A 14,720-nucleotide genomic window follows, 5' to 3' on the forward strand; every position below is an offset into this window, starting at 1 on the left:
TTAGCGACTAATCAGATCGCACAAACTGGACTGAGTTCCCTTCCTCCGGTGATCTACTATTCGGAACAGCTATTTAGAGCTTATCTGACCCCATACAAGACAGATTTTTGTGTTAAGCAGTTTCTCCAAGTGCCTTTGCATCGGTCAGATAGGAGCTACAACGCAGTCAATTGCCACAACCTATGTGGTTGACATTTAATTAATTTCCTATATAAAAGTACGATAAGTCTCATAGCAATTACCTGAGACAATTATGTAGCTTTTATTTCGGTAAAAAATGCGTAAGCTATTGAAATTGAAGGTTATATTTGTGCTGTGAAGTACGAGCACGAGGGTTCGAATCCCTCCCTCACCGCCAAATAAAACAAAAGGGCCTGTCTTGTGACAGGCCCTTTTGTTTTATCCGGTACGGGCGGTGCGGTTCGGGCCCTGGTTCGACAGGCGGGCAGGACAGTCCGCCTGGACGGCCAGAGGCCGCCCGCAGGGCGAGCGCCATGGATGGCGCGAGTCAATCCCGACCCAGCGTACAGATTGAAAAACCGACCTGATGGTCGGTTTTTTGCTTTGGGGAAGAATTATCCGCTCATGTCGAAGAGGGAGGGTAAGAACCCTCGCCGGGTTCGAGCAGAGCAGCTTGCTGCGATGAACGGCCGCAGGTGGCCCCGAAGGGGTGAGCAATGCACTGGCGAATCATCCTTCCCTCATCGTCAAACAAAGTAAAGGGCCTGTCTTGCGACAGGCCCTTTACTTTATCCGCTGAAGGCGGCCGGGTTCTGGCCCAGGCTCGACCTGTGGGTAGGGTAGCCCGCCTGGGCGTTATGCAAGGAAGCTTGCCAAGCTGTCCATCTCATTGAGCAGCGCGCTCACCACGTTGCCTCCCTTCTTCCTTATTACGCTGGCGCCAAGAGGTCTGTTTTTCGAAGACATATTGGCGCGCTTCTTTCTGTTTCTCTCTGCCTGTGGTGAGAGCCTTTAGTCGCCCAGGCTTTGATTGGCCAAGTGCCTCTCTTCAGTAAGTGATCGCCGGGTAATAGGTGAGGGGTAGAGATAAACTCTTCCCTGCGCAATGGATTGCCATTTCCTCAGTGATTGGTGCTGATTATGCAAGAGTTGGTAGTTTTATATGCCAACTACGCAATTTGTTGCGCCGCATGGCGGCTGTGCAAGTGAAGGTTTATTTTAATTGTTTGTTTTTTAAAGGAAAATTGGTTTGGCATGGTCACTGCTAACGGATTCGGTCGAGTGTCATTACCGTTCAACCAATCAGGAGCATACCCATGCCAACTCCATGTTATATCAGCATCGAAGGTAAAACCCAGGGCAACATTACCGCCGGTGCCTTCACCTCCGATTCCGTCGGCAACATCTTTGTACAAGGCCACGAAGACGAGATGCTGGTACAAGAGTTTCAACACGTCGTCACCGTACCGACCGATCCGCAATCTGGTCAGCCTGCTGGCCAGCGTGTCCACAAGCCGTTCAAGTTCACCGTTGCGCTGAACAAGGCTGTGCCGCTGATGTACAACTCGCTGGCCTCCGGCGAAATGCTGCCGAAAGTGACCCTGAAGTGGTACCGCACCTCTGTCGAGGGCAAGCAGGAACACTTCTTCTCTACCGTGCTGACCGATGCCACCATCGTCGACATCGACTGCCAGATGCCGCACTGCCAGGATCCGGCGAAGTCTGACTTCACCCAGCTGATCCAGGTCTCTCTGGCCTACCGCAAGATCAACTGGGAGCACACCGTTGCCGGTACTTCCGGTGCAGATGACTGGCGCGCGCCGATCGAGGCGTAACTCGCCCATCAGGGGCACTGCTTGCGGTGCCCCTTGTTTTCTTAACGCATAACCCGTTGCTTTCAACCGAGTCAGCTTATTTCCCCCTCATTTTTCTTATGTCCGTTTGCCTGGCGTGAGCGGGTACAAGAAAAAATCCGGGTTTACGTCTTGCCGCACGCCGTCAAGGGCGTGCGGTAGCCATGGTGTCAGAAAAACCGGGGCGATGGCGGATCTCTCACCCGGCTTGCAGTGCCCCGCCTGATGGGGCTACACGACATCTCAGAGGCGCTCAGCGATGGCAGACAGCACAGGATTACAATTTACCGTCAAGGTGGGGGCCCTGCCCGAGAGCACCTTCGTGGTGGCCGAGTTTGCGCTGGATGAAGCGCTGAACCGGCCGTTCAGCCTGCGCCTGGAGCTGGCGAGTGCCCAGCCCGACATCGACTTTGGCGCCGTGCTGGACCAGCCGTGCGAGCTGCTGGTGTGGTACAACGGCGAGCTGCAGCGTCGGGTGTGCGGGGTGGTCAGTGACTTCGCGCAGGGTGACAGCGGCTTTCGCCGCACCCGCTATCAGCTGCTGGTGCAGCCGGCCCTGTGGCGACTCTCTTTGCGCCAGAACTCCCGCATCTTCCAGGCACAGAAGCCCGATGAAATCCTCTCCATCCTGTTGCAGGAGCACGGCATCACCGACTATGCGTTTGCCCTGAAAAATGAGCATGCCAAGCGGGAATACTGCGTTCAGTATCGCGAGACCGACCTCGATTTCGTGAACCGCCTCGCCGCCGAAGAGGGAATGTTCTACTTCCACGAGTTTGAAGCGGGCAAGCACCGCATCGTGTTTGCCGACGATGCGGCGGCATTGACCCAAGGCCCCGAGCTCTTCTTCAACCTCGGGAGCCGCTCGCTGGAGCAAGGCCCCTATGTACGCCAGTTCCACTACCGCGAGGCAGTGCGCCCGTCGGATGTGGAGCTCAAAGACTACAGCTTCAAGACCCCTGCCTATGGCCTTTCCCACAAGAAGGTGGGGGCGGAGCTCGAGCACCAGCGCGACACCTACCAGCACTTCGACTATCCGGGTCGCTACAAGCAGGACCCGAGTGGCAAGGCCTTTGCCCAACATCGGCTCGATGCGCTGCGCAACGACGCGGTGGCTGGCCAGGCTAAGTCCAACTGCGCGGCCTTGCTGCCGGGCCAGACGTTTTCACTCACCGAACACCCCAATGGCAGCCTCAACACCGACTGGCAAATCGTGCACATCCAGCACACCGGCGTGCAGCCACAGGCGCTGGAAGAGGAGGGGGGCAGCGGTCCCACCGTCTACCACAACGAATTTGGCGTGGTGAAGGCGAGCTCCACCTGGCGGGCACGCATCGGCAGCCCCGAGGCACCCCACAAGCCGATGGTGGATGGCCCGCAAATTGCCATGGTGGTGGGCCCCGAGGGGGAGGAGATTTACTGCGACGAGCACGGCCGGGTCAAACTGCAATTCCCGTGGGATAGATATGGCAGCGCCAACGACCAGAGTTCCTGCTGGGTGCGGGTCTCCCAAGGCTGGGCCGGTGGTCAGTACGGCATGATGGCCATCCCGCGCATCGGCCACGAGGTCATTGTCTCGTTCCTGGAAGGGGACCCGGACCAGCCCATCGTGACTGGTCGCACCTATCACGCCACCAACCGGCCACCCTACGAGTTGCCGGCCAACAAGACCCGCACCGTGCTGCGCACCGAAACCCACCAGGGTGAGGGTTTCAACGAGCTGCGCTTTGAAGACCAGGCGGGGCAGGAAGAGATTTACATCCACGGTCAGAAAGACCTGAACGTGCTGATAGAGAACGATGCGGTCTGGCACATCAAGCACGATGAGCATCGGGATATCGACAACGAGCGGGTGACCCGTGTCAGGAAGGTACCGGGTGAGGAGGGGGCCCCACCCAGTCTTGGCAACGATCATCTGACCGTTGAAGGAGAGAAGCGGGACCATATCAAGGCTGACTACTCGCTGACCGTGGATACCTCCATGCATCAAAAACTCGGTCAGAGCTGGCTCACCCAGGCGGGGCAGGAAGTGCACGTAAAAGCCGGTGCCAAGGTGGTGCTGGAAGCGGGTTCTGAGATTACCGTCAAGGTCGGTGGCTGCTTTATCAAGGTCGATGGCGGCGGTGTCACCCTGGTCGGCCCCACCATCAAGATGAATTCGGGTGGCAATGCAGGCTCTGGATCTGGTTGGGCTGGCAAGGTACCCAAGAGCATCGAGGGTATGTTGGACAGCCCTCACACACGCTGGATGAAGTTTTATCACCTCGACTCCGAGCTGATGCCGCTGGCGGGCACCCCATACAAGGCCGTGCTGAGCGATGGTTCGGTGCGGGAAGGCACGCTGGATGGTGAGGGCATGGCGCTGCTCGAAGATGTGCCTGCTGGCACAGCTTCAGTGACCTATGACCTGCAGGACACTTTTGTCGATCTGCCCCGTGAATCCATCTCGGCCCTCACCGGCCATCTCGACAGTCTGAGCGACGAGGGCTGATATGTTCGGTAACGATCTGTTTGAACAGCTCTATGACCACCTGGATCAAGCGGTGTCTGGTGGCGCGGCCTATGTCAAACAAAGTGCAGAGGCGGTAAAAAAGGGGGTTGCTTCTAGCCTGCAGTGGATTTGGGAGGCCCTGCAGGGTGACTTCAATCCCAACCAGAGCGCGGGGCAGATTGCCGCCAATGCGGTGCTGGGTCTTATTCCCGTGGTCGATCAGGTGCTGGATTGCCGCGATCTGATTGCCAATGCCCGGGATATTTCCCGTGATCCCAAGCAGCCGGAGAAGTGGGTTTTTCTGAGCTTTACCCTGATTGGCCTGATCCCGTCGCTGGGCTCAGCCCTCAAGGGGGTGTTGAAGATCATCTTCCTGTTTGTCCGCAAGGCGGGTGGGGATGCCACCAAGGCGATCAGACCCGCAATGGCGCCCGTGCTGACGTTTCTCAGTGATCCCAAGGTCAAGAAAGTGCTGGGTATCTCGCGCCTCGACAAGGTGCTGAAAGGATTTGCCGGCCAGATCCGTGGGCTGAGAGGACAGATTGCCGTCAGCGTGCTGCTGGGTTATCTGAATGATGCAGTCAAGTCACTGACCAGTTTGATCGGCAAGATCAAGGGATTGGCTCCTGCTTCAGTCAGGATCTGGCTTGAGCAATCCCAGCGTCTGGTGTTGCAGATGCAGTCACAGGCGGGTCAGATGCTGCCTGTCGCCATGGGGCCCGTGCTCAAATCCCTCGATGAGATAGCCGCGGGATTGGAGAAAGAGGCGGTCAAGCATACCCCTGGTTACAAGGCCGTGCCCGGTGGGGCCGTTATCCACTCGCTGCCGGACGATGTGGTCAAAGTGGATCTCAAGATCCTGAGCCGCTCGAAGAAAGGGATTTATGGTGAGATCATCAGCGACAACTGGATGGCAAATCACAAGTTCGAGAACCTGTTGCCAGAACATCGCCGGGTACGTAGCCTGAATGACAAGCCCAGAGGGCGGGGCATCGATGGTATCTACAAGAATACCAATCCTCCTCCTCCCTACGTGGTGACCGAGACTAAGTTTCGGACGGCAGGGGGGGAGTATATTGACGAGGATGGCACCAAGAGCACCAAGCTGTTGTCGATGACCAAGGGGTCGGGCAAGCAGATGAGCAATTTGTGGATAGAAAGGCGATTACCGGATGAAATAGCAGATAAAAAACTATTGGCGGATATCAGAAAACAAAAATATGAATCTTGGTTGATGATCGTCGATGAGTCTGGTGAGGTGATTCAGATCACCAAGCTGAATAAGAATGCCGATGCTATCGGTACTATCCCGGTCAAGTAGGAGTAGAGAATGAGTTCGTTTATTGAGCAGCGTCGAGATCCACTATTATCTGAGGATTTCTTCTTGGTTCAGCTAGAAGACTACAAAGAATCGCTCTATTTTGACCAGGAGTGGTGGAGTTGGATAAATGATCCTCACCATGAACGCTGGAGTGACCCAGCAGGATTGCCTACTCGCTCTGGTGCCAGTGCGGGCATGTTTATGGATAATCTTGAACATCTGATCTTGCTTTATTCTGGTGGAGTCTCTCATGAAGAGGTTATTGCTCAGCTAGGCGTCGTCACTAAAGAGTTTTTACGCCATAAAAAAGAGTTTCCAGATGAACAGTTTTATTACTGGGAGCAAGATGCTTATCAATATCTGCTCTGGATGTTCTCATTAAGCATCCTCTATGGCCAGGATGAGATATTGCCCGAGTTGGTGCGTTATATCAGTAAGAATCCGGAAGGGGACGACGACCCGCTGTGGAGCGTACTGTTGGCCCGCCTGGGTTATCCTGGCTTCCCTCGAGGTCCAGAATCCTATATTCCAGAGGTGTACCGCCCGCTATTTGATGCCATCAAGGGAGATGGTGTGAATCCCACCAAGGTTGAGCGTCAGGTGAGCATCAAGCAATATCTCAAAGGATGGTACAAGGGGTGTAAAGAGTGCTATTGGCACGACAGGCACAAGGCAAAGCATGCCATCTACTTTGGCTATTGGGCTTTTGAAGCGGCGCTGGTCACCCTGCTTTATGAGCTGGATGACAGCAGCTATCGAGACATGCGCTATTACCCCAAGGATCTGGTGGATTATGCCAGAGCCAATGGTATTGCAGAGAAATGGCAGGCATTGCGAGTAGCCCAACATCCTATTGCCATGCCGGGTTCCGTGGTGGAGCAGGATGGCAACTGGCGCTGCAACCTGACCGATGAGCAGTGGCAGCTTCGCAAAGGGCAGCGCTTACCTTCCCAAACCCATGTCAACAAGGATGATATGTTGTTCTGGGTACAGGAGTAGTCCGCAGTGTATCGATCATGCATTGCCTGCGTGATCGATACATCGCGAACCGAACATCGTTTTGGTGCTGCCGTGGTATTGCTTGGCCTCTTTGGCTCTGTATGAAAAAATCGAGAAAGAAAGGTGAAGGCGATAAAAAAACTATTTCTGCTCCTATCCGTCATTATCTTGTCACCCCTGTTGATTCCCATGGTCTATGTCGAAAGACGAAGAAAGAAATGGCTTCTATCAATTTTACTATTTCCTCTGCCTGAAGAGATCAGAGTCGGCAGATTGAACGCGCTGATGAATACCCATACCGATGAGCTACAGGGGGGCATTGTGTCAGCACTTGTTGAATTCAACTCTGATGAGCATTGGGTGTGTCTCAATATTGACTGGCGAGACGTCGAGGAAGTTGAGTTGCAGGGCAACGCATTGGCGGATATTCATGGTATCAAGGAACATTTTATTTTATCCGAACCGGGTGAGGATACATCGGTTTGGCACATGTTGGTGCTTTATGACTTATGGCTGCAAGCGCGAGGATATGAAGTCGTGCTTTGGGATATAGATGCAGATCAATATACAGGGTTTATTTGTCGAACGGATGTTCTCGATAAACTGTTAAACGAGGGGCGCAAGCTGGGTTTGGCTATGGTCAAGCTGGATCATGTGAACGAGCAATAAGATTATTGGGCGCCATGGGCATGTCCAGAATAAGTTCTATTTAAAAGTTGATAAGCAATAGAGAGTCTATCTGGTTGTAAGCAAGCATTATGTACACAACTACCCTTCCATCTTCATTATTTTCAGATACAAACGATGACATACCGCACATTATGTTTGGTACTGGCGAGCCATTGGCTCGCCGCTTGTACCACTACGACGCCACAGACTGAATCCGATCTCATTCAAGCCGCTCAGCAGGGCCAAGGCAAGGCGCAATATGAGCTGGCCAATCGTTTGGCGGCCAAGCCGGATTATCCCGAGGCGATGCGCTGGATGAAACAGGCGGCCGAGCAGGCGGGCCCCCTGGCGGCAGATGCTGACATGCGGGGCAAAGCTGCACTGCAGGTGGGGAACTGGTATCAGGCTGGTCTGGGGGAGCCCAAGAGCCCCAAGCAGGCCAGTGGCTGGTGGCAGCGCTCGGCCAAGTTGGGGAATCCGGATGCCAGTTATCGGCTGGGGATGGAGTGTCGGCAGCAGCACAAGGGCAAGCTGGCCAATGAGTGTCTCGACTGGTTCGAGCAGGCGGCCCAACGCGATCATGCGAGTGCCCAGTTGATACTTGGACAATGGTATGCAGGTCAGGTGGGATCCTATGAGGAAGCCGTCAAATGGCTGGAGAAAGCCGCCGAACAAGGCAATCGGGATGCCCAATTCCAGCTTGGCACTCGCTATGAGCAGGGAAAAGGGGTGAGCAAGCGCCCCGATCTTGCCCTGCGCTGGTATGAGAAAGCCGCCGCTCAGCAGCAACCGGATGCCTTGCTGATCCTGGCACGCAAAGCTGCACCTGAGGAGGCGTTCAGTTTCTATCAGCGGGCTGCCAATGCAGGGTCTGCGCCAGCTCAACTGTGGCTGGGGCAGGCTTATCTGGCAGGAGAAAAGGTCGTTCAGGATCTTGCCTTGGGTCGTTATTGGCTGGAGCTGGCTGCTGGCAATGGTTCTCATGAAGCCGAATATCAGTTGAGCCTGCAACAGAGCGATGCCGCAGGGCGAGAGCATTGGTTGACGCGTGCCGCAGAAGGGGGATTGAGCCAGGCTCAGCTGGCATTGGCGCAATGGCAGCAAGAACGGGGGGACCTTGTGACCGCTCGTCAGTATTTTGCACTGGCTGCAGCACAGGGTAACGTCGATGCCCGTTATGCCTATGGCGAGATGCTGCGGTTGGGATTGGGCGGCAAGGAAGATTATGTGCAGGCGCTCAAACAGTATCGATTGGCTGCCAATGCCCAGCACAGAATCGCCCAATATCGCATGGGGATCATGCGTGAACAGGGGCTGGGAGCACCACGCAATAGAGTGCATGCTTATGCATGGTATTTGTTGGCGGCAACAGATGGTAATCAAGCGTCTGTCAACGCCCGTGATGAACTGGAAAAAGGCATGACGGAAAAAGAAAAAAGTGTTGGACAAAAATTGGCGCAGCATTGGTTTTTACAACAGAAAAATCAGCTGGAATTGTTGCCTGGTTAAGTAGAGGAATTACCTTTCAATCTAGGAACTCATCTTTTCAATGATGTCATTACGATGGCAATGCATTGTTTTCTTGGTTTTTCAATGAGTTCTGGTTAGCTGATGAAAGCTACTTATCATGTCCTTTCATGTAATGGAATCCTATTGTGTGCTGTCGCGGCACAGTTTGACGCATGAATGGCATTATATTTTAGACAGTAAGTGACGTATTGAGTCGTTAATGATGAAAAATAACATTTTTAATTGTTGAAAAGTGAAATTATTTTCTGATATTTGATGTGGATAATATGCCACAAATGTTTGTTTAGATTTGCAAATCCCTGTAACGCACTGTTTTTGTTGTGTTTTTTATTTTTGTTTTGCTTGTTTTATTAATGGCTTATTGACGGATTATTGCCTGTGAATATACCATCTGCCGCAAATGGCGCCTTAAGCCAATATGACCTCTAACAAAGAGTAGAGGCACTTCGGGTTGTATAAATACAAACGTGAATATTATGTTTTTGATTATTAGAGCTTTGCTCTATTCATATCAAAAGCATATCTGTTGGCCTGTGGACTTTCCTTGCGATATCCACCCATATCGTCAACTGTCATTTTTGACAGTTGTTGGTTAATCCATCGGCTATAAGCTTTTGGGTCTCTGTAGATCCATAACTTGGTATTTAGAGCATGGGAAAAAATATCGATGGCGCCACCGTTGCGCCCAAAGAACGTATCAATATAAAATATGTACCGGCGACCGGTGGGCAGCAGGGAGAAGTTGAACTTCCGTTGACCATGATGGTAGTCGGCAATATGAAGGGCCGTACCGAAGACACCCCGATCGAGGAGCGTCAGACCGTCTCCATCGACAAGAATAATTTTTCGTCCGTCATGAAAGAATCCGCACTGGAACTGAAGTTTTCCGTTCCCAATCGTCTGGAAGAGAACAGCCAGGATGCATTGCCGGTTTCGATCAATATCCAGTCTCTGGAAGACTTCACCCCTGACCGCGTGGCCCAGCAAATACCTGAGCTGCGCAAGCTGCTGGAGCTGCGCGAAGCGCTGGTTGCCCTGAAGGGGCCGCTGGGGAATATTCCTGCCTTCCGCAATCGTTTGCAGGATCTGCTGTCCAGTGATGAAGCTCGTGAGCAGCTGCTCAAAGAGCTGGATTTGATTAAGCCTGCCGAGTGATCGCCGGGTTGGATTGACTGAACGAGAAGGGAACAAACATGTCTTTGGTCGAAGAACAGGTTCAAGCGGGGGCGAGTGCCGCCTCCTCGTCCTTGCTGGACGAAATCATGGCGCAGGCCCGCATTACCCCGGTGGATGAGGGCTACAGCGTCGCCAAGCAGGGCGTTGCAGCCCTGATCGCCAACATTCTGGACAGCGGCACCACCAGCGATCCGGTCAACAAGGCGCTGGTGGACAGCATGATTGTCGAGCTCGACAAGAAGCTCAGTAAGCAGATGGACGTCATCCTGCACGCCAAGGAGCTGCAGGAGATGGAATCCTCCTGGCGCTCCCTGAAGCTCTTGGTGGATCGCACCGATTTTCGCGAGAACATCAAGATCCAGGTGCTGCATGCCACCAAGGAAGAGCTGCTGGAAGATTTCGAGTTCTCACCCGAAATCACCCAGTCCGGCCTCTACAAGCATGTCTATTCCAGCGGTTATGGTCAGTTTGGTGGCCAGCCGGTGGGGGCCGTGATCGGTGATTATGCCTTCACCCACAGCGCACCCGACATCAAGCTGATGCAATACGTCAGTGCGGTGGGTGCCATGGCCCATGCGCCTTTCATCTCCTCTGTGGCGCCATCCTTCTTCGGCGTCGACAGCTTTACCGACCTGTCCTCCATCAAGGATCTGAAATCGGTATTCGAAGGGCCGGCCTATACCAAGTGGCGCGCCTTGCGTGAGTCGGAAGATGCCCGTTATCTGGGACTGACCGCACCGCGCTTCCTGGCGCGTCTGCCCTACGACCCGACCGAAAACCCCATCAAGGGCTTCAACTATCAGGAAGACATCAGCTCGGACCACGATCACTACCTGTGGGGCAACACCGCCTACCTGATGGGGACTTCCCTGACCGACAGCTTCGCCAAGTATCGCTGGTGCCCGAACATCATAGGCCCGCAGAGCGGTGGCGCCATCCACGACCTGCCGGTGCACGTCTATGAGGCCATGGGTCAGCTGCAGGCGAAGATCCCGACCGAGGTGCTGATCACCGATCGTCGCGAGTACGAACTGTCGGAAGAGGGTTTCATCACCCTGACCATGCGCAAGGACAGCGACAACGCCGCCTTCTTCTCCGCCAACTCGGTACAAAAACCCAAGGTGTTCCCGAACACCAAGGAAGGCCGGGAGGCCGAGACCAACTACAAACTGGGTACCCAGCTGCCCTACATGTTCATCATCAACCGCCTGGCGCACTACATCAAAGTGCTGCAGCGCGAGCAGATCGGCTCCTGGAAGGAGCGTCAGGATCTGGAGCGTGAGCTGAACAGCTGGATCCGACAGTTTGTCGCAGACCAGGAAAACCCGCCGGCAGAGGTCCGCAGCCGCCGTCCGCTGCGCGCTGCGCAGATCAAGGTGCTGGATGTGGAAGGGGAGCCGGGCTGGTATCAGGTCGCCATGGCCGTGCGTCCGCACTTCAAGTACATGGGGGCGAGCTTCGAGCTCTCTCTGGTAGGTCGTCTGGACAAGGAATAAGGCCCGATGCCGCATCTCTCTTCTTGGGATAGAGGAAATGCGGCCAGCCTGTTTGATCGCATCCGGGGGGAGGGGCTTGGCTCCTCTCCCCGCTCGGAGTCTGAGGAACTGATCGCATCTGTCAAACGGCAGCTCGAGCAGGTTCTCAACACCCGCCCCGGCAATTGCCGTAGTGCACCCGATCTGGGGGTCATCGATCTCAATGACGCCACTCAGGGCAGTGCGGATATCAAGGGGCGGATCCGGGAGGCGATCCGGCAATGCATCCGTCGTTATGAACCGCGGATCGTGCATGTGGATGTTCGTTCACCCGACTATCAGGCGAGTCCGCTTGAGATGTCGTTTCAGGTGACGGCCCACGTGCGGCTGGAGCATATCGAGCAAGTTACCTCGTTCAACGTCCATATGGACAGTCACCGTCACTACCGCATGGTTTGATCAATGTCGCTGGAACATTACTTCAGGGATGAACTGGCATTTTTGCGCCTGCAAGGGCGCGAATTTGCCGACGCCTATCCCGAGCTCACCCGCTTTCTGTCGGAGCAGAACACCGATCCCGACGTGGAGCGCCTGCTGGAGGGATTCGCCTTCCTTACGGGCAACCTGCGCGCCAAGATTGAGGATGAGTTTCCCGAGCTGACCCACGGTCTGCTCAACATGCTCTGGCCCAACTACCTGCGTCCCGTGCCCAGCATGACCATCATGCAGTTTTCGGTCATTCCGGGGGCCATCGCCCAGCCGGCGCTGGTCAGGCAAGGCTGCCAGCTCGACAGTCTGCCGCTGGACGAGGTGACCTGTCATTTCCAGACCTGTCACGATACCTGGGTCTATCCGGCCGATATCCGTCATATCGCTGCCCAGAGTGGCAACGATCTCTCCACCATCTCGCTGGATATCGCCCTGCATGCCCCTCTGCCGCTCAGCGAGTTGCAGCTGGACAAGCTGCGCTTCTTCCTCGGTGGTGACAGCTACACCGCCTATGAGCTCTACTTCTGGCTCTCCAACCAGCTCTCCCATATCGAGCTGGAGATCGATGGCAAGCGTTTTCGCCAGGAGGCCAAGGCCCTCAAATCGGTCGGCTTCGAACGCGATGACGCGCTCTTGCCTTATCCGAACAACGTCTATTCCGGCTACCGGATCCTGCAGGAGTACTTCTGCTTCCCGGAAAGCTTCCTCTTCTTCGAACTCTCCGGTGGTGAGTGGCCCAAACAGCCGCTGCCAGTGAGCGAATTCAAGGTGCACTTCTGCTTCGACCGGCCGCTGCCGGCGGAGCTCAAGATCCGGCCCGACTCCTTCATGCTCAACTGCGTGCCGGCCATCAACCTGTTCCAGCACGACAGCGAGCCGGTCAACCTCAACGGTCGTCAGGCGGAGTATCCCCTCAAGGCGAGCTATCGTCATGCCGACAGCTTCGAGATCTTCTCGGTGGATCAGGTGGAGGGCTGGGTCGAGGGGAACCTCGGCCGCTCCCGCGGCACGCCGCGCATCTATCAGCCGTTCGAGAGCTTCCAGCACCAGATCGAGCGGGCCAAACAGCGGCTGGCGCTCTACTACCGGGTGCGGGTCAAGGAGGCGGTGAGCGGGGATGGTTTCGAGCACAGCCTCTCGTTCGTGCGCGGGGATGAAACCACCACGGTCGAACTGGATGAATCCATCTCGGTGACGCTCACTTGCACCAACCGCTCTCGCGCCGCCCGTCTCAAGGTGGGCAGCGTCTGCGTGCCGACCGGCAGCTCGCCCTCGTTTGCCACCTTCCGCAACCTGATCCGGCCGACCCGGCCGCTGCGCCCGGCGCTGGACGGCAGTCTGCACTGGACGCTGATTTCCAACCTGTCGCTCAACTATGTCTCCCTGCTGCGCCGCGATGCCCTGGTGCAGGTGCTGCGCACCTACGATTTTCCGGCGCTGCACGACAAGCAGGCCGAGCAGGCCTCGCGCAAGCGGCTGGCGGGGATCGAGGAGATCGAGACCAAACCGGTTGACCGGCTGGTGCGCGGCATGCCGGTGCGGGGGCTCAAGTCGGTGCTCTCCATCCGCCAGTCCGCCTTTGGCAGCGAAGGGGAGCTCTATCTGTTCAGTACCGTGCTGGCCCACTTCTTCTCGCTCTATGCCAGCGTCAACGCCTTCCACCTGCTTGAGGTGGTCAATCTCGACAACAAGGAGCGCTACCAATGGCCAGTCCAGATCGGTCAGCACTCCCTGATGTGAACGCCGCCCGGGAGGCGCCCCGCTTCAATTTCTTCCAGCTGGTTGAGCTGCTCAACCGGCTCGATGGCGCCGATCAGGAGCGGGGGCTCGACTACCTGCCGGGTGACGAGAACATCCGCTTCAAGGCGACCGCCTCTCTGGGGTTCCCCACCAGCGACGTGCTGCAGATTGGCCGGGACGGGCAGGGGCGCCACGAACTGGAGGTGGCCTTCCTTGGCCTGCACGGCAGCCAGTCGCCGATGCCCGGTTATTACCTCGATTCGCTGGCGTGGGAGTACGCCCAGGGGGAGCAGAAGCTCGGCCTGTTTCTGGACTTCTTCCATCACCGTCTGCTGACCCTGCTGCACCGGATCTGGCGCAAGTATCGCTACCACGTGCGGTTTCAGGACAACGGCGAGGATGGCTTCTCCCGTCTGATGTTGGCCCTGGTAGGGCTTGGCAACGAGGCGGTCTGCCAGAGCCTGCCGGTCAACCGGGCCAAGATGCTCTCCTATGCGGGCATGCTGGCCAGCCCCAGCCGCTCCCCCGAGGTGGTGGCCGGTCTGGTGGCCCACTGCTTCGATCTGGCCGACGTGCAGGTGAGTGCCTGGCAGTGGCGCAAGGTGCCTATTCATCAGGATCAGCAAAATCGCCTCGGCGGCGCCTGCGCCACCTTGGGGAGCGATTTTGTCATCGGTGACAAGGTGAACGACTGTGCCGGCAAGTTCTTGTTGAAGATCAACAACCTGAGCTTTGGCCAGTTTCTCGGCTTTCTGCCGAACGGGGAGCACTTCCACGCCCTGGTGACCTTTGTCTCCTTCATCCTGCGCGATCAGCTGGCCTGGGATCTGCGCCTGGGGTTCGGCCAGGAGCAGGCGAGGGGACTGAGGCTGGGGGAGGAGCAGAGTGCCCGCCTCGGGTGGAGTACCTTTCTCGGCCAGCCGCCGAGCGATCCGTTCGTGACCATCTGCGTGCAGGAATAAGTGCAGACATCAGCAGCGCAGAAAATTTAACTACAGGAATCAGTGCAGGAGTAA

Annotated in this window: 11 protein-coding genes, 1 other RNA gene and 1 pseudogene; all 13 read left to right on the forward strand. The window is 55.9% G+C overall.

Features of this window, described 5'->3' with window-relative positions; genetic code table 11:
• Positions 1–255: 255 nt before the first annotated feature.
• The 13 genes and pseudogenes from PG899_RS02245 (at position 256) to tssG (ending at position 14,666) form a co-directional block, all read left to right on the forward strand.
• A pseudogene (locus PG899_RS02245) lies at positions 256–358 on the forward strand.
• 223 nt (positions 359–581) lie between these two features.
• Positions 582–710, forward strand: a non-coding RNA gene (locus PG899_RS02250) — RtT sRNA.
• A 567-nt stretch (positions 711–1,277) separates the two neighbouring features.
• Positions 1,278–1,796, forward strand: a complete 519-nt coding sequence (hcp1, locus tag PG899_RS02255) for a type VI secretion system effector Hcp1 (protein WP_011705044.1) — start codon at positions 1,278–1,280, stop codon at positions 1,794–1,796.
• Between the two features lie 277 nt (positions 1,797–2,073).
• Positions 2,074–4,305, forward strand: coding sequence for a type VI secretion system effector VgrG (gene vgrG, locus PG899_RS02260; RefSeq protein WP_190283631.1), 2,232 nt, complete (start codon positions 2,074–2,076; stop codon positions 4,303–4,305).
• Position 4,306: 1 nt separating this feature from the next.
• The gene (locus PG899_RS02265) at positions 4,307–5,626 is read left to right on the forward strand and encodes a hypothetical protein (RefSeq protein WP_190283630.1); all 1,320 of its coding nucleotides are present in this window, start codon (positions 4,307–4,309) and stop codon (positions 5,624–5,626) included.
• Positions 5,627–5,635: 9 nt separating this feature from the next.
• The gene (locus PG899_RS02270; protein WP_077096910.1) at positions 5,636–6,625 is read left to right on the forward strand and encodes a PoNi-like cognate immunity protein; all 990 of its coding nucleotides are present in this window, start codon (positions 5,636–5,638) and stop codon (positions 6,623–6,625) included.
• A 285-nt stretch (positions 6,626–6,910) separates the two neighbouring features.
• A complete protein-coding gene (locus PG899_RS02275) occupies positions 6,911–7,294 on the forward strand; it encodes a DUF6630 family protein (RefSeq protein ID WP_252410916.1) in 384 nt (127 codons plus the stop codon).
• A 135-nt stretch (positions 7,295–7,429) separates the two neighbouring features.
• A complete protein-coding gene (locus tag PG899_RS02280) occupies positions 7,430–8,803 on the forward strand; it encodes a tetratricopeptide repeat protein (protein WP_077096906.1) in 1,374 nt (457 codons plus the stop codon).
• 672 nt (positions 8,804–9,475) lie between these two features.
• Entirely contained in the window at positions 9,476–9,979 is a 504-nt protein-coding gene (tssB, locus tag PG899_RS02285; protein ID WP_011705712.1) for a type VI secretion system contractile sheath small subunit, read from the forward strand.
• Between the two features lie 38 nt (positions 9,980–10,017).
• The gene (gene tssC / locus PG899_RS02290; RefSeq protein WP_043163044.1) at positions 10,018–11,496 is read left to right on the forward strand and encodes a type VI secretion system contractile sheath large subunit; all 1,479 of its coding nucleotides are present in this window, start codon (positions 10,018–10,020) and stop codon (positions 11,494–11,496) included.
• 6 nt (positions 11,497–11,502) lie between these two features.
• Positions 11,503–11,934 carry a type VI secretion system baseplate subunit TssE gene (tssE, locus tag PG899_RS02295; RefSeq protein ID WP_011705714.1) on the forward strand — a complete coding sequence of 144 codons (432 nt, stop codon included), beginning with the start codon at positions 11,503–11,505 and terminating at the stop codon, positions 11,932–11,934.
• Positions 11,935–11,937: 3 nt separating this feature from the next.
• Positions 11,938–13,704, forward strand: a complete 1,767-nt coding sequence (gene tssF / locus PG899_RS02300; RefSeq protein WP_011705715.1) for a type VI secretion system baseplate subunit TssF — start codon at positions 11,938–11,940, stop codon at positions 13,702–13,704.
• Positions 13,668–14,666, forward strand: coding sequence for a type VI secretion system baseplate subunit TssG (gene tssG / locus PG899_RS02305; RefSeq protein WP_077096904.1), 999 nt, complete (start codon positions 13,668–13,670; stop codon positions 14,664–14,666). The genes tssF and tssG overlap by 37 nt, the downstream gene beginning before the upstream one ends.
• Positions 14,667–14,720: the final 54 nt, after the last annotated feature.

This window comes from Aeromonas sp. QDB39, assembly GCF_027707585.1.
GTDB lineage: Bacteria > Pseudomonadota > Gammaproteobacteria > Enterobacterales > Aeromonadaceae > Aeromonas > Aeromonas hydrophila.